At 68.9% G+C, this 21,997-nt stretch carries 15 protein-coding genes; 8 read left to right on the top strand and 7 right to left on the bottom strand.

Features of this window, described 5'->3' with window-relative positions:
- Positions 1 to 100 precede the first annotated feature (100 nt).
- Both JOF29_RS37125 and JOF29_RS45005 read right to left on the bottom strand, forming a co-directional pair.
- Entirely contained in the window at positions 101 to 1,201 is a 1,101-nt protein-coding gene (locus JOF29_RS37125; protein ID WP_209699005.1) for a LacI family DNA-binding transcriptional regulator, read from the bottom strand.
- Positions 1,161 to 3,251 carry a DUF2264 domain-containing protein gene (locus tag JOF29_RS45005; protein ID WP_281067467.1) on the bottom strand — a complete coding sequence of 697 codons (2,091 nt, stop codon included), beginning with the start codon at positions 3,249 to 3,251 and terminating at the stop codon, positions 1,161 to 1,163. The genes JOF29_RS37125 and JOF29_RS45005 overlap by 41 nt, the downstream gene beginning before the upstream one ends.
- 339 nt (positions 3,252 to 3,590) lie before the next feature.
- Here JOF29_RS45005 and JOF29_RS37115 point away from each other — a divergent pair, with 339 nt between their 5' ends.
- Positions 3,591 to 4,832, top strand: coding sequence for an IS110 family RNA-guided transposase (locus tag JOF29_RS37115; RefSeq protein ID WP_281067286.1), 1,242 nt, complete (start codon positions 3,591 to 3,593; stop codon positions 4,830 to 4,832).
- A 38-nt stretch (positions 4,833 to 4,870) separates the two neighbouring features.
- Here JOF29_RS37115 and JOF29_RS37110 read toward each other — a convergent pair whose 3' ends face one another.
- Complete coding sequence (locus tag JOF29_RS37110) at positions 4,871 to 6,055, bottom strand: hydroxyacid dehydrogenase (protein WP_307863883.1); 1,185 nt, start codon at positions 6,053 to 6,055, stop codon at positions 4,871 to 4,873.
- Positions 6,056 to 6,205: 150 nt separating this feature from the next.
- Here JOF29_RS37110 and JOF29_RS37105 point away from each other — a divergent pair, with 150 nt between their 5' ends.
- From JOF29_RS37105 to JOF29_RS37090, 4 genes are read left to right on the top strand one after another with little or no spacing between them, the layout of a single operon-like run.
- Complete coding sequence (locus tag JOF29_RS37105; protein WP_245359824.1) at positions 6,206 to 7,162, top strand: ABC transporter permease; 957 nt, start codon at positions 6,206 to 6,208, stop codon at positions 7,160 to 7,162.
- Complete coding sequence (locus tag JOF29_RS37100; RefSeq protein WP_245359822.1) at positions 7,159 to 8,079, top strand: carbohydrate ABC transporter permease; 921 nt, start codon at positions 7,159 to 7,161, stop codon at positions 8,077 to 8,079. Before JOF29_RS37105 ends, JOF29_RS37100 begins: the two co-directional genes overlap by 4 nt.
- 10 nt (positions 8,080 to 8,089) lie before the next feature.
- On the top strand, positions 8,090 to 9,742 hold the full coding sequence (locus tag JOF29_RS37095; protein ID WP_209699004.1) for an extracellular solute-binding protein: 1,653 nt from the start codon (positions 8,090 to 8,092) through the stop codon (positions 9,740 to 9,742).
- Complete coding sequence (locus JOF29_RS37090; RefSeq protein WP_209699003.1) at positions 9,739 to 11,013, top strand: alpha-L-fucosidase; 1,275 nt, start codon at positions 9,739 to 9,741, stop codon at positions 11,011 to 11,013. The genes JOF29_RS37095 and JOF29_RS37090 overlap by 4 nt, the downstream gene beginning before the upstream one ends.
- 81 nt (positions 11,014 to 11,094) lie before the next feature.
- Here JOF29_RS37090 and JOF29_RS37085 read toward each other — a convergent pair whose 3' ends face one another.
- From JOF29_RS37085 to hemW, 3 genes are all read right to left on the bottom strand, one after another.
- Entirely contained in the window at positions 11,095 to 12,474 is a 1,380-nt protein-coding gene (locus JOF29_RS37085) for a M60 family metallopeptidase (protein ID WP_209699002.1), read from the bottom strand.
- Between the two features lie 78 nt (positions 12,475 to 12,552).
- The gene (locus JOF29_RS37080) at positions 12,553 to 15,063 is read right to left on the bottom strand and encodes a polysaccharide lyase 8 family protein (RefSeq protein WP_209699001.1); all 2,511 of its coding nucleotides are present in this window, start codon (positions 15,061 to 15,063) and stop codon (positions 12,553 to 12,555) included.
- Positions 15,064 to 15,216: 153 nt separating this feature from the next.
- A complete protein-coding gene (gene hemW / locus JOF29_RS37075) occupies positions 15,217 to 16,428 on the bottom strand; it encodes a radical SAM family heme chaperone HemW (RefSeq protein ID WP_209699000.1) in 1,212 nt (403 codons plus the stop codon).
- Between the two features lie 222 nt (positions 16,429 to 16,650).
- Between hemW and JOF29_RS37070 the strand changes: the two genes are divergently transcribed.
- Positions 16,651 to 18,660: an MDR family MFS transporter gene (locus JOF29_RS37070; RefSeq protein WP_209698999.1), complete on the top strand. Its 2,010-nt coding sequence runs from the start codon at positions 16,651 to 16,653 to the stop codon at positions 18,658 to 18,660.
- Between the two features lie 223 nt (positions 18,661 to 18,883).
- Here the strand turns inward: JOF29_RS37070 and JOF29_RS37065 are convergent, their stop codons facing one another.
- Positions 18,884 to 19,339, bottom strand: coding sequence for an HAD domain-containing protein (locus tag JOF29_RS37065; protein ID WP_209698998.1), 456 nt, complete (start codon positions 19,337 to 19,339; stop codon positions 18,884 to 18,886).
- Between the two features lie 64 nt (positions 19,340 to 19,403).
- On the opposite strand from JOF29_RS37065, the gene JOF29_RS37060 reads away from it, so the two are divergent.
- A complete protein-coding gene (locus JOF29_RS37060; protein ID WP_209698997.1) occupies positions 19,404 to 20,279 on the top strand; it encodes an alpha/beta fold hydrolase in 876 nt (291 codons plus the stop codon).
- Positions 20,280 to 21,376: 1,097 nt separating this feature from the next.
- Complete coding sequence (locus JOF29_RS37055; RefSeq protein WP_209698996.1) at positions 21,377 to 21,997, top strand: choice-of-anchor P family protein; 621 nt, start codon at positions 21,377 to 21,379, stop codon at positions 21,995 to 21,997.

Raw genomic sequence — 21,997 nt, 5'->3', positions numbered from 1 at the left:
GTTTGAGAGCGCTCTCGGATCGCGAAAGTGAGCTGAGTCTCAAACCTCGGCACCGGATATGTCAAGTGCCGTTTCGTCACCGTGCGTCAACACTGAGTGATCAGCGGGAGCGCGGTGGCCCGACCGAGTCGCGGACCACGACGACGGTGCCGAGCGTGGTCACCTGCTGCTGGTGCGCGAACGGGTCCGCGCTCGGCTGCTGACCGGCGATGCCGGCCCGGACCGCTGCACGGCCGAGCTCCTCGAGCGGGACCCGGACGGTGGTCAGCGCCGGTTGCAGCTCGACCGCGACCGGTACGTCGTCGTACCCGACCACCGAGACGTCGCCCGGGATGCTCAGGCCGCGTTCCCGGAGGGCGGCGTACACACCGGCCGCGACGATGTCGTTGGCGGCGAAGACGGCGGTGAAGTCGAGGCCCTCGTCGAGAGCGCGGAGCGTCTGGTCGTGACCCCACTGGCGGCCGAAGGCGCCGGTACGGACCAGTGCGGGATCGTGGTCGAGCTTGCGGGCGGCGTACGCCTGCCGGAAACCGCGGACCCGGGCCGTCGTCGTGGACAGCGTCGTCGGGCCGCCGAGGTACAGGATCCTCGTGTGCCCGGCGCTCAGCAGATGGTCGGTGATCGCCGCGGCGCCGCCGGAGTTGTCGTAGTCCACGGCGTACGCCGGTACGCCGGACTCCAGGCCCGGCCGCCCGCAGAGCACCAGGCTGGAACCGTTCTTCGCCAGTTGCTGCGCGCGTTGTCCGATGGTGGCGAAGTACTCCTGGTCCTCGACCGCACCGCCGACCAGGATCACCGCGTCCGCGCGCTGCTCGAGCAGCAGGTCGACGAACCGCAGCTCGGCGGAATCACCGCCCTGCGTCGAGCAGACCAGGCAGAGCCGGCCGGACGACAGCGCCTCGGACTGCACCCCGCGGGCGATGTAGGCGAAGAACGGGTCGACGATCTCGCTGACCACGATCCCGACCACCCGGGTGGTGGACCCGGCCAGTGCCCGGGCGTGCGCGTTCGCGACGTACCCGAGCTCCCGCATCGCGCGCTGCACCGCGGTCCGGGTCCCGGCCGCGACCGGATAGTTGCCGTTGACAACACGAGAGACGGTCGCGGTGGAGACCCCGGCCCGGTCGGCGACGTCGCGGATGGTCCGCGCCGCCTCCGGATCACGCCGGCGCGCCCGCGTCCGCGGTGGCTCCGCCGCCATCGTCCACCTCCTCGCCCAGCTGTACCGCGGCCCGCCTACCGTCCGCGAACCGCACGATCACCCGCGACCCGCGCACCGTCACGCCGATGCTCTCACCCAACTGCCGCGCCCAGACCGTGTCGCCGGACAGTACCACCGCCGCGACCAGCACCCGGGGACCTTTTCCGTCGTACTCCGCTTCCAGGTACGGCGTCGCCGAGTGCGGCCCGAACGCATTCGAATCAAGCCCCCGCCGTACGCCCGCCCGCTCGTAACCCGACAACCCGACAACCACCGAGCTCAGCCGGTCCACCCGGGTAACCTGCGCCCACGGCCGTCCTACCCCCGCCCCGCGCAAGGCGCCGTCCGCCGCTCTCGCTTCCGCTCCCGCTTCCGCCTCCGGTCCCGCTTCCGGCTCCGCCTCCGCTTCCGGTCCCGCCTCCGCCTCCGGTCCCGCCTCCGCCCCCGCCTCCGCCCCCGCTGCCGCTCCCCCTCCCGCTTCCGCTTCCGCTTCCGCTCCCACTACCGCTTCCGCTTCCGCTCCCACTACCGCTTCCGCCTCCGGACGGTCGGCTCCGGCGACGGCGTACCCACCGTGCCGTACCACGCCCGCCGGCCCGTCCACCAGCGCACACCGGACCTCGATGCGCCCGTGCACCACCGACACCACCTCGACCCGCGCCTCACCGGCCTCCCACCACGACGCTGCGGAACTCCCCTCCACGGTCCGCCGCCGGATCCGCCTTCGTGGACCGTGCGTGCCGAGGACAATCTGATTGTCGACAATCTCCTCGCCCAGCTCCGGGGCGGTGCGGGTCGAGTAGGCGAGGCGGTTGTAGTGCGGGTCGCCTTCGCCGCCGTGGTCGCTGCCGTGGTTGAGGAGGCGGACGATGCCGTCGTGTTTCGTTGCCTGGATCAGAAACCCGGGTGCCGGCATCGCGCGCACCTGATCCCGTTCGTCGAGCGGCAACGCGGACTCCGGCGCGGTCCACACCTCGTGGTCGGGCGGAAGCAGCAACCCGAGGAATCCCTTCGAGGCCCAGTACGGCGACGCGGGACCGGAGTACGGCTGCGTCGCCGGTAGGAAGTGGTGATGCCAGCCCAGCGTCAGCAGACCGCGCTCGTCCGGCACACCGTGATCGACGAAGTGCCGAAGCGTCCCGGAACACAACCGTCGCGTCTGCCCCGGCGTCAACGGCGTCGCGTCGAGGAGCACACCCATCCAGTACGGCGCCGCGGTAGCCATCCGATAACAGAGCGACCGTCCGAAGTGCACAGGCGCACCATCCGACCCGGTCAGCTGTACGGCGTCCTCGATGAAGCGATGCAGCCGCTCGCGGTACACCGCCAGCCGGCCGTCCGCCGACGGGCCGGCCATCCGCGTCCACAACCCGGGGTACAGATGCATCGCCCACCCGATGTAATGGTCGAAGTTCTGCCCAGGCCCGTCGGAGTACCACCCGTCGCCGACGTACCAGTCCTCGATCCGCTCCAGACCCGCGTCGATGTCGTCCTGCGAGTACGGCGCCCCGACCGACGCGAGGAACTGCTCCCCGACGACCTGGAACAGCCGCCAGTTGTTGTCCCACGTCCGCGACCCGACGAACCCGCCCAACCAGTCGACGACAACCTGCTGCTCCCGCCCGTCCAGCCGATCCCACAGCCAGGCCCGCGACTCGTGCAACCCGACCGCGATCGCCGCCGCCTCCACCATCTGCTGCGAACAAGGCGTCAACCGAGGCCACTCCCCGGCCGCGCCCGCGACCAGCCCCCGCGCGTACCGCTCCACCAGCCGCTCGTCGCCCGCCCCCGCCGCAATCCGGAACGCCGCCAGCAGAAACGACCGCGCGAACCCCTCCAACCCGTCGCAGTCCGCCCCCGACCAGCTCCCCCGCCCCGGCAACCGAACCTGAGCCCCACTCCCCGAAAACCAAGGCACCAACGAATCCAGCAGGTGATCCGCCACCGCCAACCAGGTCTCCCGCGTATACCCCGTCCGCGAAGACAACACCCGATCCGGCGCAGGCAAGCACGGCCCCCGCTGTGCGACAGCTCGACAGTACGTATACATCTACTCACCCACCACCCGTACGCTCAGCACTGTCTTCGACAACGGCCAGTGGACGTATACGTCCTAATGAGAGTTATCGGGTCGCCGTCGGGCAGACTCGGTAGCTGGTAGGCCGCCGGTGGGTGAGCACTCTATACGTCCTGGACTTTGAGTCCTGTCGACAGAGCGTGCCCCTGCCGGTGACCGGGAGAGTTGATCGCTGATGGGATGTCGTGCCTGGCCCCGCCGTGCTGTGTGGTGGGTTGCCGTGAGTACTGCTTCATTAGGTCGCTGATGGTTCTCCCGACCGGCTTGCCTGCGGGTGACTGGCTTGATCGAGAGCGGGAGAACTTAGTGAAGTTGTTCGTGGGTGATGACTGGGCCGAGGCGCATCACGATGTGGAGGTGATGGACCCGGCCGGGCGGGTGCTGGCCAAGGCGCGGCTGCCCGAGGGGATGGTGGGGATGGCCCGGCTGCACGCGCTGCTGGCCGAGCAGTTCGCCGCTGTTGATCCCGATGCCGATCTGGACGAGGTCGAGGTGGTGGTCGGGATCGAGACCGATCGGGGGCCGTGGGTGGCCGCGTTGGTGGCCGCGGGCTACCAGGTGTTCGCGGTGAACCCGTTGCAGGCGAAGGCGTACCGCAAACGGCATGCGGTGTCGGGCGCCAAGAGCGACGCGGGCGACGCGCACGTGCTGGCCGACATGGTCCGCACCGATTCCCACCAGCTGCGCACGGTGGCCGGTGACAGCGCCGGGGCCGAGGCGATCAAGGTCGTCACCCGGATGCACAAGACACTGATCTGGGAACGGACCCGCACCACGCAGCGGCTGCGGCACGCGCTGCGCGAGTACTTCCCCGCCGCGCTGGAAGCCTTCGCCGACCTCGACGCGCCCGACACCCTCGAACTACTGGCCAAGGCCCCCGACCCGGCGTCTGCGGCCCGGCTGACCACCGCGCAGATCACCGCGGCGCTCAAACACGCCCGGCGCCGCAAGATCGACGGCATCGACGGCAGGGCCGCGCGGATCCGGGCCGCGCTGCGCGCCGAGCACCTCGGCCAGCCTGCCGTGGTGACTGCCGCCTACGCCGCCTCGACCCGCGCGCTGGTCGCGGTCCTGGTCGTCCTCGATGAGCAGGTCACGACGCTGCAGGGCCAGGTGGAGGCACATTTTGGCCGGCACCCGGCCGCTGAGATCATCGTGTCCCAGCCCGGGCTGGGACCGATCCTCGGCGCCCGGGTGCTCGCAGAGTTCGGCGACGACCCCGAACGGTACGCCTCGGCCAAAGCCCGCAAGAACTACGCCGCGACCAGCCCGATCACCATCTCCTCGGGCAAGAAGAAGGTCGCCCTGGCCCGCTACGTGCACAACGACCGGCTCATCGACGCCCTCATGACCCAGGCCTTCTCCGCGCTCAACACCTCGCCCGGAGCCCGCGCCTACTACGACAAACAACGAGCCCGCGGAGCCGAACACAACCCCGCCCTGCGCCAACTCGCCAACCGGCTCGTCGGCATCCTCCACGGCTGCCTCAAAACCAGCACCCCCTACAACGAAACAACCGCCTGGTCACAACAGGCCGAATTGCTCGCAGCTTGACACCCTTAGCTCCTGGGATGTCTGTCGAGCTGCACATGTCATGCGATCCGCCCAAGGTCTTCGCGGTGGATGCCGTGCGCGAGCGGCCTGCCTGCAGCCAGGCGCTCGATCTCGTCCACGGCCGCGTCGCCGAGTCTCGTCGACTCGTTGCCCATGGCACCGGCCAGGTGCGGGGTGATGAAGACGTTGGGCAGGCGCAGCATCGGCGAATCCGGCGGAAGCGGCTCAGGATCTGTCACGTCGAGGATCGCGTCCAGACGCCCGGCGACACACTCCCGCTCCAGCGCCAGATGATCGACCACCGGGCCGCGCGCCGTGTTGATCAGCACCCCGCCGTCCGGCATTGCGGCCAGCAGCTCCGCGGTGACCAGCCCGCGCGTCTCCGGCAGCAACGGCGCATGTACGGTGACGATCTCGCTGGCCGCGAAGAGCTCCGGCAGCTCACACCACCGCGCTCCGAGGGCCGCCGCCTCCGACCGGCTCAAGTACGGATCACTCACCAGTACGTCGACATCGAGGCGCCGGAGCCGCTCGATCACCTGCCGCCCGATCCGCGACGCCCCGAGTACGCCGACCGTCGTCCCGAGCGTGCCGAGGATCGGTGCCCCGGGCAACGGCCGCTTGGTGCCCGACGTCCGGAACCAGTCCCGCTGCCGGAACGCGCGTTTCGCCGCCAGCACGATCGCCGCGACCGTGAACTCCGCCACCGGGATCGCGTTCGCCGCGGCCGCCGACGACACCTCGATCCCACGCTCGAACACGACCGGATCCACGAACGTCTTGACCGTCCCGGCGGCGTGCACGATCGCCCGCAGCTTCGGTGCCGCGTCCAGCACCTCGGCGGTGATCCGCGGACAGCTCCATCCGGTCAGCAGCACCTCGGCCACGGCCAACTCCCCGGCAACACCCGCAAACGACCCCTCCAACCGCGGAACACTCCCCACCCCCCACCCCACCACCCCGCGCGCGGCCGCGCCGCCCACCACGGCGCCGCCCACAACGCCGCTCGCGGTCGCGCGGCCCACCACGGTGCCGTTCGCGGTCGCGCCGGCCAGCGCGCCGGCCGCGGGCGCAGCGGCCGGTTGCAGGCCGAGCAGGTCCGTGACGGCTTCCAGGCGGGCGCGTGCTGCCGGGGTGAAGACCTCCGACCAGGTCTCGGCGGGCATCGCGACGAGCGTACGCAACCGCGGCCGGCGGACCGGGTCGGTTTCAGGTTTCGGCACGGATCACTCCTAGTAAACGGTTACTGGAAACCGTAGGCAGTGAACCGAAGGATGGTCAAGAGAAGTTCCCACAAGTGCTTGACAGCAAGGCGCTCCAGGTTTCATCGTTGCTCACACATCGGACAGCAAACGCTTACCATCAGGAGGAACATGCACCGCCTCAGCCGTTCGTCGCGCCGGCCTGCGGCGGTCCGGCAGTCCGGCCTCGGCCTGCGCGCCCGGCTGCGCCGGGACCGGGTGATGCTGCTGCTCGTGCTGCCCGGATTCCTGTTCTTCGGGGTGTTCCACTACGTGCCGCTGCTGGGCAACGTGATCGTCTTCCAGGACTACCAGCCGTACCTCGGGTTCAAGGAGAGCCCGTGGGTCGGCTTCGGCAACTTCGCGGTGTTCGCCGAGCCCGCGTTCTACGGCGCACTGCTGAACACGCTGAAGTTCGCCGTACTCCAGCTGGTCCTGTTCTTCCCCGCGCCGATCGGCCTGGCGTTGTTACTGAACAGCATCGTCAGCCCCAAGATCAAGCGGTTCGTGCAGAGCGTCGTGTACCTGCCGCACTTCATCGGCTGGGTGATCCTGATCTCGATCAGCCAGCAGCTGATCGGCGGTACCGGTCTGCTCCCGCAACTGCTCGGTGACATCGGTCTGCCGCGCGTCGATCTGATGACCAGCCCCGGGTTCTTCCCCTGGCTGGTGACGCTGCAGCTGATCTGGAAGGACGCCGGCTGGGGCACGATCATCTACCTCGCCGCGCTCCTGAACATCGACACCGAGCATTACGAGGCGGCCGCGATCGACGGCGCCGACCGGTGGCGGCGGCTGTGGCACGTGACGGTGCCGGGCATCGTGCCGGTGACGTTGCTGCTGCTGATCCTCAACCTGGGCAGCATTCTCTCGGTCGGCTTCGAGCAGATCCTGCTGCAGCGCGACGCGGTCGGCGCGGACGCGGCCGAAGTACTCGACACCTACGTGTACTTCCACGGCGTGCTCGACGGCCAGTGGGGTCCGGCCGCCGCGGTCGGCCTGGTCAAGGGCGTGATCGGCCTGGTCCTGATCCTCGGCGCGAACAAGATCGCGCACCGGTTCGGCCACGAAGGGATCTACAGCAAATGAGTACGTCGTCGCAGCGGGTCGCGAACCGGCCCCTGAACCGGCCACCCTGGATGGAGGCGCCGAGCAGAGCCGGGCTGGCCGTCAAGACCGTCGTGATCGCGATCGTCTGCCTGCTGGTGCTGTATCCGTTCCTGAACATCGTCGCGACCAGTCTGGCCGGCGAGTCCGAGATCACCCGGCGCGGCGGGATCATCCCGCTGTTCCCGAGCGAGCCAACCCTGGCGGCGTACCGGACGATCTTCGCCGGCGGCGTGGTGAGTCACGCGCTGCTGGTCAGCGCGGCGGTCACGGTCATCGGTACGGCGCTGAACATGGTCGTCACGATCGCGCTCGCGTACGGGCTCAGCCGGCCGATCGTCGGCGGGCGGTTCGTGTTGACATCAGTATTGTTCACAATGCTGTTCGGGGCCGGCATCATCCCGAACTTCCTGCTGGTCAAGGCGCTCGGGATGTACGACTCGTACACGTCGCTGATCGTCCCGGGCCTGGTCAGTGCCTTCAACTTCCTGGTACTGCGCAACTTCTTCCAGAGCATCCCGGCCGAACTGCTGGACAGCGCCCGGATCGACGGCGCCGGCGACCTCGCGATCCTGATCCGGATCGTGCTGCCGCTGTCGAAGGCGGTGCTCGCCGTCGTCGCGCTGTTCTACGCCGTCGGCCACTGGAACGCGTTCTTCAACGCGCTGCTGTACCTCAGCGACACCGGCAAGTGGCCGCTGCCGCTCGTCCTGCGCCTCTACGTCCTGCAGGGGCAGCCGGTCGGCGGCGGCACCGAGTCCCCCGGCGAGGCGGTCGCCTCGATCCAGGCCGTGCAGATGGCGGTCGTCGTCGTGGCGCTCATCCCGATCCTCTGCGTCTACCCGTTCCTGCAGCGCTACTTCACCAAGGGCGTACTCACCGGCGCCATCAAAGGTTAGGAGAAAGACCGTGACCACCTCATTGAGCCGCCGCAACTTCCTGCGGAGCGCGGTCGGTGTCGCCGTGATGAGCGCCACCGGCGTCCCGACGCTGGTGGCCTGCAGCAACGGAAGTACGACGGCCGGCACCGCGCGCGCGTCCACGGTCACGCTGCCGTCGTACGTGCCGTTCGCCGGCCCGAAGCCGGATCTCGCCGGCACCGCGGACGGCGTACCGCCGGGCTACCGGACGTACCCGAAGGAGCTCGTCACCACGGTGAAGTCGCCGCCGCTGCGCGGCGGCAAGGTCAGCGTGATGACCGACATCTTCGACCCGCTGCCCCCGTCCAAGGACAAGAACGCGGCCTGGCAGGCGGTCGAGAAGCAGCTCGGCGGGACGCTGGACCTGACGATCGTCCCGGACAGCGACTGGGCGACCAAGTTCCAGACGGTCCTGGCCGCGAACCAGCTGCCGGACCTGTTCCTGATGTCGGATTCGACTCTTGTCAACAATCTACCGGCCTTCCTGTCGGCGAAGTGCACAGATCTGACGCCGTACCTGAGCGGCGACAAGGTGAAGGACTACCCGAACCTGGCGAACGTCCCGCAGGTGGTCTGGCAGGCCTGTGTCGTCCAGGACAAGATCTACGGGCTGCCGATCCCGCGCAGCATCACCGGTGGCGCCGGGTTCTACAACAAGCGGCTGCTGGACGCCGCGGGCATCGAGTACCCGGCCGGCGCCGAGGATTTCCTGGCCGCCTGCAAGGAGCTGACGAAGCCGCAGCAGGGCCAGTGGGCGATCGTGAACTCGAAGGGCAACACGTTCTTCACCTTCGTCCAGCAGATGTTCGGCGTGCCGTACAGCTGGAAGGAGGACGGCGGCAAGCTCGTGAAGAGCTTCGAGACTCCGGAGTACAAGGCCGCGCTGGAGTTCGCCGTCCAGCTGGTGAAGGCCGGCGTCACGGTCCCCGGCTCGGACGGCGCCGACGGCACCGCCCGGAAGAACTCGTTCAGGTCCGGCAAGGGCGCCTTCGTGTACGACGGGTTCCCGGCGTACACCGACTACAGCAGGGCGATGAAGCGGCTCGACCCGGAGAACGACCCGCGCGCGTTCGTGCCGATGGCGCCGAAGGGCGGCAAGGCGAACACCTGGGCGGACAACGTGCTGTTCGCGTACACGCTGATCAAGAAGTCCGACGACGCCCGCGCCAAGGAACTGCTCGCGGTCGCGAACTTCTTCGCCGCGCCGTTCGGCAGCACCGAGAACCTGCTGCTCACGTACGGCGTCGAGGGCGTCGACTTCACCCGGGACGCGAACGGCAACCCGAAGCAGACCAGCAAGGGCGAGGCCGAGCTGACCGTGCCGTGGAAGTACATCGCCGCTCCCCCGCAGGTGCTGTTCAACGCCACCGACCCGACCTATGTCGACAATGCGCACGCCGACCTGACCAAGCTGCTCGGGATGGTCGTGAAGGACCCGACCACGTCGATGATCTCGCCGACCAACGACAAACTCGGAGGCGACATCGGGCATGCGTTCTCCGACGTCCGCAACGACGTGATCGCCGGGCGCAAGCCGATCAGCGCGTTCGACGCGGCGCTGGCGAAGTGGAAGAAGGACGGCGGCGACAAGATCCGCGGCGAGTACGAGACGGCGCTGAGCGGCGGTGCGAGCCCTCGATGAGCTGGCTGACCGAGGCCCGGTTCGGGCTGTTCGTGCACTGGGGAATCTACGCGTCCGCGGCGCGGCACGAGTGGGTGAAGTCGTACGAACAGCTCACCGACGCGCAGTACCAGCCGTACTTCGACCACTTCGAACCGGATCGGTACGACCCGGAGCAATGGGCCGAGGACGCCTGGAACGCGGGGATGCGGTACCTGGTGATCACCACCAAGCACCACGACGGGTTCTGCCTGTGGGACTCCGAGCTCACCGACTACTCGGCGCCGCACACCCCGTGGGGCAAGGACCTGCTGGCGCCGATGGTGTCGGCGTTCCGCGAGCGCGGGTTCAGGATCGGGCTGTACCACTCGCTGCTCGACTGGCACCACCCGGAGTTCCCGGTGGACCTGTATCACCCGCAGCGGAAGGACGTCGCCAGAGAACTGGAAGCCGGCATCGACCGTACGGCGGGTCGCGACGTGTCGAAGTACGCGGACTATCTGCACGGTCAGGTGCGGGAGCTGCTGACGGGGTTCGGGACGATCGACGTGATGTGGTTCGACTTCTCGTACGCCGATCGTGGGTTCAACGCGAAGGGGCCGGACGAGTGGCGGTCCGCGGAGCTGCTGGCGATGGTGCAGGAGTTGCAGCCCGAGATCCTTGTCAACAATCGACTGGGGCTCGGTTCGGGTGACTTCACCACACCGGAGCAGGTGCAGCCGCCGGGGAACGAGGTTGCTGCCGGCAACGGTACGCAGGTGCCGTGGGAGGCCTGCCAGACCTTGAACGGCAGCTGGGGCTATCACCGCGACAACCACGACTGGAAGTCGCCGGCGCTACTGATCCGGATGCTGGTCGACTCGGTCTCGAAGGGCGGCAACATGCTGCTCAACGTCGGTCCCGACGGTCGGGGCGCCTGGGAACCCCGGGCGCTCGAGGCACTGGCCGGGGTCGGCTCGTGGATGCGGCTGCACGAGCGGTCGATCCGGGGGTGCGGGCCGAGCGCGTACCTGCCGCCGGCCGACTGCCGGTACACGCAGAACGGGCGGCGGCTGTATCTGCACGTGTTCGCCTGGCCGATGGGGCATCTGCATCTGCCCGGGCTGGGCGACCGGGTGGAGTACGCGCAGTTCCTGCACGACGCGTCGGAGGTGAAGCGGATGACCGTCGACCCGGCGGCGCCCGCTCACACGTATCTGACCGGGCTGCCGGAGAACACGTTGACGCTCAAGCTGCCGAACCGTGCGCCCGAGGTCGCCAGCTGCGTGATCGAACTCTTCCTGCGCGACTGAGCCCGTCCGCCGAGTTCACCCCCGTACGACGAAGGCACCCACCTCGACCCGGTGGGTGCCTTCGTCCTGATTGCAGATTGTCTACTCGCGGATTGTCGACGGATCGGTCGTCGGCGGCGTCAGGTGCCGGGCGGCGAGCTGGGCCGTGGCCTCCGCGTCGACCGGTACGCCCCAGGCGCGGAAGAAGTCGCTCAGGTCGTGGCCGGCGTTCCGGCTGCACAGGACGACCAGGTTCCGCAGACGGAGGACCTCGTCCGTGTAGTCGCCGGCGTACGGACGCTCGACCCGGACGAGCTGGTGCAGCCGTGGCCAGAAGTCGTCGCCGAACCCGAGCCGGAGCTGCTCGAACATCACGAGCTTCTCGTACGGGTCGAACGTCTTGCCGTAGTCGACACCCGGCGATCGCAGCTTGCCGGGCGCGCTCTGCCAGGGAGTGCGGCCGGTCTTCGCGTCCGGCGCGTGCAGCCGTGGCTGCTGGCCGTACTTCGTCGCGAACACCGCGTTGACCGCGAGCGAGTAGATGTTGACCGTGACCTCGGTCAGTGAACTCGGCTTGTAGGTGATCTGCTGATGCTGGTGCCCGAGCTCGTGGTAGATGCCCCAGCCGCGCGTCCGGAGACCTTCGACGGTCAGCATCCGGTCCTGGATCGGCGGCGGGAACGACATGTGGCCGTGCGTCGCGTACGCGCCGACGCCGGTGATCGCCGACGGGTACCCGACGAAGTGGTACCGGTGCACCAGCCGCGCGTGCACCGGCGCGGAGCCGTCGTACCCGCTGGTCGCGTCCTCGACCCGGATGACGTCCTCGTACGTCGCGAGCAGGTCGGTGTGGTTCTCCGCGCGGTAGGTCAGGGCCGACGCGCGCTCGACGGTGATCATCGCGTGCGGGCTGACGAACTCGACGTACGGCGTGGTGCGTTCGTCGAGCTGGCGCTGGAAGTCGGCCTCGCCGGTGCAGCCGAGGACGAAGTACGGCATCGGCTGCGCCTGCTCGCCGATCGTGACCTTCGCGCGCCCGGAGTCGCCGATCAGTTTCAGGTAGACGACGCCACCGCCGGCGTCGGTGACGGTGTTGCGGCCGGCCTGCAGCGGGTACTCGCGCGACGACTTGAAGTCGGCGCGCGCGTCGGCGTCCGGTGCGCCGATCACCAGCGTCGGGACGAGACCTGTGTGGACAACCACGTTGAGGGCGGTGCTGGCGGGTAGGTAGAAGCCGGTCGTGCGGAGTTCGCTGGCGCTGAGCGAGTCCTGGGTGCGGTCGAGCTCCGTCGTCCGCGCGGACGGGAGTGCGTCGATCGTGAGTGTGTTGGTGGTGCTGCTGCTGTTGGTGACGGTCTGCGCGTGGGCCACCGCTGGTACTGCCGGTACTGCGGCCAGCGCCAGGCCGGCACCGGTTGCCTGGAGAACACGGCGCCGCGTGTACTGCGCGCTGTACTCCGTGGGGCGGGCGTGCGGCATCATCGAACAACCTCCTGGTTGAACTTGCCAGCACCCGGCGACCCGGCCGGCCCTGGTGGCCGACCCCGGTTGCTTGCGAAACTAGTGGAAAGACACGGTGTGCGTGGCACCACGCGTGCCGCCGACGGCGACGTCGACCACCAGCTGTTTGCCGGTAGCAACCACCGTGACAGCCGGATCCTTGGCAACCACAGCGCCCACGTGCCGCCCGACCGTCACCCGGACAACCTGCGCAGTCCGACTCGGATCCGACACGGCGACAGTCGTCACCGGTCCGTCTCTCCCGACCACCACCGAGGCTGGCCCGTCACTCCCCACAAACGCGGCTCCGTCCCCGGCGACGGAACCGGCTGTCCAGAAGTTCGCCAGTACGAGGTTCTCGCGGTGGGAGATGATTGCTTGGACATTCGGATTGTTGACAATAACGGTCATCCCGGGATCGGCCGACCGCTCAGCCGTCTCACGAGTGGTTGCGTTGGGCAACAGGATGTAAGCGTACGAACCGGCGTCCGTGCCGTGCTCCAGCACGAGCTTGGCGTAGCGGCGTGTATGCGGGGTGGTCGACCCGGAGGTGTCGTTCCCGATGTTGATCTCCGACCAGGAACCGGTGCGATCCTCACGTTCGACCCGCAGCTGTCCTCCCGCCGGGAACACGTACCCGCCCACACCGTCCAGGTGCACCCACCGTGGGTCGCCGTACGTCTGGTCGACACCCGACCGCCCGTCGACGACCAGCGCGGCCGTCCCGTTCTCGTGGAGATTCCGATTGTCGACAATCGTCTCCACCGGATAGCCGTCGGTGCCGACGATCCCCGCGCCCAGGGCGACGACCGAATCCCGCAGACAGAACCACGACTTCCGAGCCTGCAAGCTCTTGTCGTAGTTGATCAGCTGCATCCCGACGGCACCCGCGACATCCTTGTACGACGCCCCGCCGACCCAGTCCGCGTACGCCGCGACGGTCCCCGTACCGCTACCGGTACCACCCGGCTGCCGCGGTTTCGTGCTGACAGTCGTGCCGGGCATCCGCTGCGCGTCGACCGTCGGCCAGTACGCGTCGTAGTACTGCGACTGGTCCGCGTTGTACAGGTACGTCAGACCGTCGCCGACGTACCACCCGCGGAGGTTCTCGCCGTTGCCCCACTCGTAGCGCGCCATCCGCTTCGACGACATCGCGATCGCGAACGTCCAGCCCGGCCGGCGGTGCACGACGCGGTCCTGGTTGTAGAACTGGAAGTGCCGCGGCGACGCCGGCGCGGGCGTCACCGAGGTGTCCGCGAGCAGCGCCTTCGCGCGCGAGATCTCGGGGATCGACGCACCGGGCAGGTAGTCGTCGAGCCGGTCGCGGGTGATCCAGCTCTTGGCGAGCGCCCGGTAGCGCGAGGCGTACGGCTCGGCGACACCGCTCGCGAGCAGCAGCACGGTCGACGTGGTGCCGTGCCCGTTGCGGTGGTCCCCGGCGGCCTCGCGGGAGATTGCCCGGCCGGAGACGCAGTCCATCATCAGACCGTCGACCATGAACGGTGCGAAGCTCGCGTCGACCGCGTCCAGGAGGACAGCGCGGTTCGGGTCGGCGATCTCCCACGTGGAACCGCCGAGCAGCGCGATCAGGTTCGCGACGCCGCCGAGCGCGACGTTGCCGTAGGTGCCGACGTAGGCAAGGTTGCCGTGCTGGACGAACGAGCCGTCGCGGTAGAACCCGTCGCCGCTGGTGACGTAGGTGAAGACGGAGTTCTTCCCGGACTCGGCGACATCGCTGAGGGCGTCGCGGGCTGTCGACAATCTGCTGGTCGACTTTCCGACGATGCCGCGGAGCGCGACGATCAGCGCCTTGTCGACCCGGTTGGCGCCGGTCTCACGCAGCGAGGGCGAGTTGGTCCGGCGGTTCGGGTCGGGGACGAAGTGGTCGACGGCCGTCAGGTACGTCGCGAGCTGGTCGGCCGAGAGCACGTCGTACGCCAGAACGCAGGTGTCGAGGAGCGCCCGCGGTGTGCCGATCTCCCAGAACCACCAGTTCCCGGTCTCCTTCAGCGTCTCGTTGAAGGAATGCAGATTGAGGAAGTCGAGCGCCCCGCTCAGCAAGCCGCCAACCGCATCCGCAGCACTCGCCCCTCCGCCTGCAGAACTCGAACCGCCGGCCGCAGCTCTCGCCCCTCCGCCTGCAGTGCTCGAACCACCGGCCGCAGCTCTCGCCGCGCGGGCGGGGGCGCTTGCCACGCTCGTGGCCGGCGCGCTCAGGCCCGCGCCCGGTGTCGCGCGGGCCAGGGCGATCGTCTTCAGGCGGGTGTAGCTGATGGAGAAGTTGCCGCTCGATGGGCTGAGGGGCAGATCCGCCCACAGCGCCGTCCGACTGTTGTCGACAATCAGCGTGTCGACAAACTCCTGCGCCTGCTGACCGAGCTTGGCGAGCGCGCTCGCGTACGCCGGATCCGAGGCGTCGATCGCCCCGCCGGTGTTCAGCTCGGCCCACCGCGCCCGGAGAACGTCGAACTCGTCCCCCGCGAACGCTCGAGTGGGCAGCCCGAGAGCGCTGACCGCACCAGCGGCGAGCCCGGCCTGTAGCAACAGTCGACGACGAATGAAGGGCGGCATCGCGACTCCTCGACGAGGGATAGTAAACGCTTACCTCACAGCCTGCCGTGTGTCCGTAACAGTCGTCAACAGCTCACTGTGATCAGTTTTGATCACTTCAACCCCACAAGCCGCGGTTGCCGTCCACCGATCACGGCCAAGGCCGCGGAGCGGTTACGGCAGCAGATCCCGGACCACCGCATCCGCGAGCAACCGCCCGCGATCGGTCAGCACCAGCCGGCCGTCGGTGAGTACCGCGAGCCCGTCCGCGACCACCTGGTCCGCTGCCGCCCGCCCCGCCGCGTCGAGGACCTCGAGCGGCAGACCGGCCGACAACCGCACCTCGAGCAGCACCCGCTCGACCCGCCGGGTCTCCGCGTCCAGCGTCTCCCGTGCGTACGCCGGACTCTCGCCGGCGGCGATCCGCTCCGCGTACGCGCTGGGATGCTTCACGTTCCACCACCGCACCCCGCCCGCATGGCTGTGCGCGCCCGGCCCGATCCCCCACCAGGTGTCGCCGCGCCAGTACAGCTCGTTGTGCCGGCAGCGCGCCGCCGTACTGCGGGCCCAGTTCGACACCTCGTACCAGCGCAGGCCCTCGGCCGACAGCAACTCGTCGGCCAGCACGTACTTGTCCGCGAGGTCGTCGTCGTCCGGCATCGGCAGCTCACCGCGCCGGATCCGCCGGGCGAGCTGCGTACCGTCCTCGACGATCAACGCGTACGCGCTCACGTGGTCGGGCTGGGCGGAGAGCGCGGACTCCAGCGAGGCTCGCCAGTCGTCCAGGGACTCACCGGGCGTTCCGTAGATGAGGTCGAGATTCACGTGCTCGAAGCCGGCCGAGGTCGCTTCCTTCGCGGCTTCCAGTGCACGTCCGGGACTGTGCTGCCGGTCGAGGATCCTCAGCACCTGGGACGACGAGCTCTGCATGCCGAAGCTGACGCGGTTGAAGCCGGCCTCGAGCAGTCCCTCGAGGTAGGCCGGGTCGACGGACTCCGGGTTGGCCTCGGTCGTCACCTCCGCGTCCGCCGCGAGCCCGAACTCGTCCCGGACCGCCGCGAGCATCTTCCCGAGATCCGCGACCGGCAGCAGGGTCGGCGTACCGCCCCCGAAGAACACGGTGTCCACCGGCCGGTCCAGGTCCCGCAGCACCTGCCGCGCCAGCCGCACCTCCGCAACAGCCGCCGAGGCGTACGACGCCTGCGATCCGCCACCGCCCAGCTCGCGAGCGGTGTAGGTGTTGAAGTCGCAGTACCCGCACCGCGATGCACAGAACGGCACGTGCAGGTAGAACCCGAACGGCCGCCCGGCGGCCTCCCGCACAGCAGCATCCGGCAACGCCCCGTCCCGGGGCGCAACCTCCCCCTCGGGCAATGTCGACGGCACCCACCCATCCTACGGACCGCCACCCGCGGCGTACCGAAGGACGGGCAGTGGTCACCTTTTCGCGGCCACGTCACGCGTGCGCTCCGCTTCCGACCGGCCAGATCGCCTACCACTGCCCGTTCTTCGGTACGGATCCGGCGTCGGTACGGATCCGGGCATTTCTTGATCCGATCGCAGCGGTTCTGCGGTGGCGGAAGGTGCCGATCCGATTACATTCGGTTCATGGACACCGAGGCTCACCCCGTCGGACGTGCCACCCGGAACGCGGTCGTGGTGGCGATCATGCTCGGAATGTTGCTCGCGGCGCTCGATCAGACGATCGTGGCGACCGCGCTGCCGACCATCGTCAGCGATCTCGGCGGGGCCAACCACCTGTCCTGGGTGGTGACGTCGTACCTGCTCGCCGAGACGATCATGACCGCGCTGATCGGGAAGTTCGGCGACCTGTACGGGCGCAAGCCGATGTTCCTGCTCAGCGTCGTCCTGTTCCTCGCCGGGTCCGCGCTCTGCGGGATGTCGCACTCGATGCTCTGGCTGGTCGGGTCCCGGGCGATCCAGGGCCTCGGCGCCGGCGGCCTGATGGTCACCGCGATGGCGGTGATCGCGGACGTCGTACCGCTCAGCGAGCGCGGCCGGTACCAGGGCGTGATGGGTTCGGTGTTCGGGGTGTCGACGGTCGCCGGGCCGCTGCTCGGCGGGCTGTTCGTCGACCACCTGAGCTGGCGCTGGGCGTTCTACGTGAACATCCCGCTCGGCATCATCGTGCTGATCGTTGCCTCGATCACCCTTCCTTCGGTGAAGGCCGCGGTCGGCCCGAGGATCGACTATCTCGGGATCCTGTTCATCGGGATCGCCGCGACCGGGCTGACGCTGGTCACCACCTGGGGCGGGAACGAGTACGCCTGGACCTCGGCGGTGATCATCGCGATGGCGGTCGGCTCGGTGCTCGCGCTGGGGCTGTTCGTGCTGGCCGAGCGGCGCGCCGCGGAGCCGTTACTGCCGTTGCGGTTGTTCCGCTCCCCGGTGTTCACGGTGTGCTCGATCATGAGCTTCATCATCGGGTTCGCGATGCTCGGCGGGGTCACCTACCTCCCGACGTACCTGCAGTTCGTGCACGGCGCCTCGGCGACCGAGTCCGGGCTGCAGATGCTGCCGCTGGTGTGCGGGCTGCTGGTCGCGTCGGTGGTGGTCGGGCAGATCATCAGCAAGACCGGGCGGTACCGGCTGTTCCCGATCTTCGGCACGATCCTGATCGGCGTCGGTCTGTTCCTGCTCTCGCTTCTCGGCAACGCCACGTCCTACCTCGAAACCGCGGGCTTCATGGTGGTTCTGGGACTCGGTATCGGCGCGTGTATGCCGGTGCCGACCGTGGTCGTGCAGAGCACCGTCGACTACTCGGACCTCGGCGTCGCGACCTCCGGGGTGAGCTTCCTGCGGACGATGGGCAGCTCGTTCGGAGTCGCGGTGTTCGGGTCGATCTACGCGCACCAACTGCCGGAGAAGCTCGGCGTCGCGGTGCAGACCGCGAAGGTCGACCCGCGGCTGGCGGCGACCGTGGCGGGGGTCCGCGGACTGCCCGACGCGGCGCGCTCGGTGATCACCGCGGCGTACGCCGACTCGCTGCACGTGGTGTTCCTCTGGGCGGTGCCGGTGGCCGGGCTGGGGTTCCTCACCGCGCTGCTGCTGAAGGAGGTCCCGCTCCGCGACACCGCGCGGATGGCCGCGTCCGACGTCGGCGAGAACTTCGGGGCCCCCGCCTCGTTCGACTCCGAGCACGAACTCCAGAAGCTCGCGGCTCTCGTCGTACGGCATCACAAACGCAACCCCGCGCCCGAGGTGCTCGCGCAGTCCGGGCTGCCGCTGAGCGCCGCGCAGACCTGGATGATCATGCGCGTCTTCCGCGGCGGCGCGGAGTCCGGATCCGCCACGCTGGCCGAGATGACCGGCGAGCTGCGGATGCCGCCCGGCGTACTCGAACCGTTGGCCACCCAACTGGTTGCCGAGGGCTACTTGTCGGAAACGCTCGGCCACTACCGCTTCACCACGCTCGGCCTGGAGATGTTCCAGCGGTTCGTCGGCGCGTTCCGGGTCTGGATGCTCGACCACCTCACCGACTGGGACCCGGAGAACTCCGAGGCGTTCTCCCAGGCCGTCGACCGGATCGCCGAACAGATGATCGACCAGGGCCAGTCCCTCACCACCGGCAAACACGCCCTCGCCACCTCAGCCTGACGCCGCTTGCTACTCCCGGCCGGGCGCCGATGCCCGGTGATGTGGGCCGGAACAGCTACTCGTGTCCGCAGACAAGCAATAGCCTGTGCCCGGACACCAGGAGTTGTTTCCGGCCCCGACGCTCGCGACGAACGGCCGCTCCACCCCGTCCTCGGTCGCCACCACCGACAAGTACGTCGTACCGAACGGCAGCCCGATCAACGGTCATTCGTGCTCCCCCTCATCAGAGGTCGTGGAGCCAGGATTCCACGGCGGTGAGGGTTTGGGGAGTGACGCCCTCGTGCGGGTCGATGTGTTCGAGGAGGGTGGGGGCCGGGTGGTAGTTGCGGAGCCAGTCGCTGTCCAGGGTGGTCAGCTCGTCGTCGAGCCAGACGAAGGGGCGGGTTCCTGCCCAGGTCGCCAGGCCGCGGGTCTTCCAGTGCAGGCCGAGCCCGTGGTCTCCCGGTCCGGGGTCCGCTTCCCACGTCACCACCGGCAGGCGGGGCAGCCCCAGGCGCGGGCTGATGCCGGTGTTGGCGTCTTCGCCCCAGGTCGTGGCCCAGACGAGTTCGCACGGCATCGCCGCCAGCCGTACGCCGACGCCCGCGACCAGCCTCCGTGCCGCGGGATCGCCGCCGAACGGCAGCAGCGTCCCGTCGACGTCCAGGAACACGATCGGACGTCCATCACGACCGCTCACTCTGCCCCCCGACTGTCCCCACGTGCGCAGTCACTCAAGCATAGGCACGCGTATGCTCGCCGGCATGCTGAGTGACGGGACGCGGACGGTGCTCGCGGGTGGGGTCTCGCACTGGGTGCGGGTGGCGGGGGCCGGGAACGGTGGTACGCCGTTGGTCCTGTTGCACGGCGGGCCGGGTGAGAGTTCGTACGGCGTGGAGCGGTCCGTCGGGGATGCGCTCGCCCGGTTCGTGCCGGTGGTGTTCTACGACCAGCGCGGGTGCGGGCGTACCCAGCGTCCGGCCGACACGTCGACGTACACGATGGAGCGTCTGGTCGCGGACCTCGACGAGTTGCGTACGGCGTTGGGCGCCGACCGGATCGTCCCGTGGGGCGTGTCGTTCGGGGCCTTGCTGGCCGCGGAGTACGCCGTTGCTCACAGCAACCATGTGGACCGCCTGGTACTGCACGCGCCGCCGATCGTCGACCCGCTGCATCCCGGGCTGTGGACGATGCGGCCGGGCGCCGTCGACCCGCTGCTGACACCGGCCGAGCGGACCGCGTTGCGCGCCCAGCTCGACGGCGTCACCAAGCCGCTGGAACGGACGGTCGCCGCGCTCGGCGCGATCGCCCAGAGCGAGAACGCCGCCGCCTTCTTCTACCACGACCCGTCGAACATCCCGGCCGACGACCAGAACGCGCCACCACCCAACATCGAGGTAGCGATGGCGCTGGTCGGGGACGAGCGTCCCGAGCTCGTCGACGACCTGGCCGCGCTGGACATCCCGACGCTGGTCCTGGCCGGCCTCTGGGACCGCCAGGTCGGCTTCGACATCCCGCGCGACCTCGCGACCCGGCTCCCGCAGGCCACCCTGGAGATCTTCCAGCATTCGGCCCACTCCATCGACGAGGAAGAACCGGCCGCCTACGTCGAAGCGATCCGGAAGTTCTTGTCCCGGTAAGCCTTTCGCACCGACCGAGCACCCGGGAGCGTCGTTCCGCGAGTGAACCCCTGTGTGCGTAACATCACCGACTTCCATCGAAGGACCGGTACGCACACAAACAGTTGCTCCAGGACGACCACGTCGGAGGAGACACTCACATGCTCGGACAACCGCGCCGCCCGCGGGCTGTCCTTGTCGCCGTTGGCGCATTGATTCCAGGAACGATCAGCATCTCCGGGTCGGAGGCCGCGACCCACGAAAATCCTTCTGCACAAGGCGAAACGGCCGCAACCGGCACCGCCCACGACGCGGCGACGAGCCGCGTCGACACTCACCGCAGTACGACGACCAAGGCCGCAACGCCGGCGACGCCCGCCGGCCGTGACGCGGCGCTGCGCAAGGTCCTCGCCGAGTACCTGAAGCCGGGACTATCTCGGTCTCGAGGAAGGCCTGGCCGCGTTGGGCGGCAGCGAGGTAGCGATCGGCGGCGTCACCCCGGCGCAGGCGCAGGCCGCGCAGGATTCGCCGGGCTCGAAGGCCGCGGCCGCATCACGTGCCGTTCACGGCCGCGGCCAGACTGACGGGCGGTACGGCGAAGACCGCCGCGTCGTCGGGTGCTCCACAGCCGCAGGCCGGTGAGCCACCACGCCGATACCGGGTGCGCGGATCCAGTTCACGCTCGGTCTCGGAGGTGGGACGCAGACGTGTACCGGGACCACCGATGCAAACGGGGTCGCATCGTGTGCCCTCACGCCGACGCAGAAGTCTGGGCCGACAACCCTGACGTTGCGGTATCTCGGTGATCACGGGACTGCGGCGAGTTCGAGCTTCGTCTCGTTCGCTGTTGAGCATCAGGCGACCCAGGTCGCGTACACGGGTCCGAAGCGGTCGCCAACGGGACGGCCGCTTCGCTGTCGGGACACTGCGCGAGTTCCACGGCCCGGCTGTCGCTGGGCAGAAGCTGCACTGTCGCTGGGCGGAAGCTGCAGCTGGCACTGGGCAATGGGAGCGATCGCCAGTCGTGCACGGGGACGACTGACTCGTCCGGGACGGCCCGTTGCACGATTTCTTCGGCGAACCAGCCGCTGAACGCGGCGGCGACCGTTCGGGTCTCGGTGTCCTTCACGGGCGACGACTTCTACCTGTCGTCCTCCAAGTCGGCGACCGTGCAGCTGGAGTACTACACCGGGCGAACGTACGGCGTCGCAGGCACGATCGACGTTCCGCTGCTCGCGCAGGTCAAGATTCCGTCGCAGCCGGACACCAAGGACGTTCGGGTCGCACAACCGTTCACCACCAGGACGTCATGTACGGCGGAACTCGCGGCCGGCGGCCTGGTGACCACGAGGGCGCTGTGCCCGAAGGTTCAGACGAGCCTCGCTCCTGGCACCTCCACCGCATCGTCGATTGTCAACAACACGACAATCGGCATTCCGGGGCTCCCGGTCATCGAGGTCCGCGGTGCGACCGCCAAATCCACCAGTACCTGCGCCGGAGCCAGTGCCACCACGGACCTGGCCGGGCTGTACATCGGCGGCCGGCGGATGCCCGTCTCGGCCGAGCTCAACAGCACGACCACCGTCGCCGGTATCCGTCTGACCACCAACCAACGAAAGCCGGTGGCCAACACCGAGCACGGCCAATCGGTCACCGCTCTGCACCTGACAGCCCTCGACGGCAAGGTGGATCTCGTGATCGCCTCGGCCACCACCGGCGTCCACAACTGCGCCGGCTGA

It is taken from the genome of Kribbella aluminosa (assembly GCF_017876295.1).
GTDB classification, from domain to species: Bacteria; Actinomycetota; Actinomycetes; order Propionibacteriales; family Kribbellaceae; genus Kribbella; species Kribbella aluminosa.
This window is presented reverse-complemented; position numbering and strand designations above follow the sequence as displayed.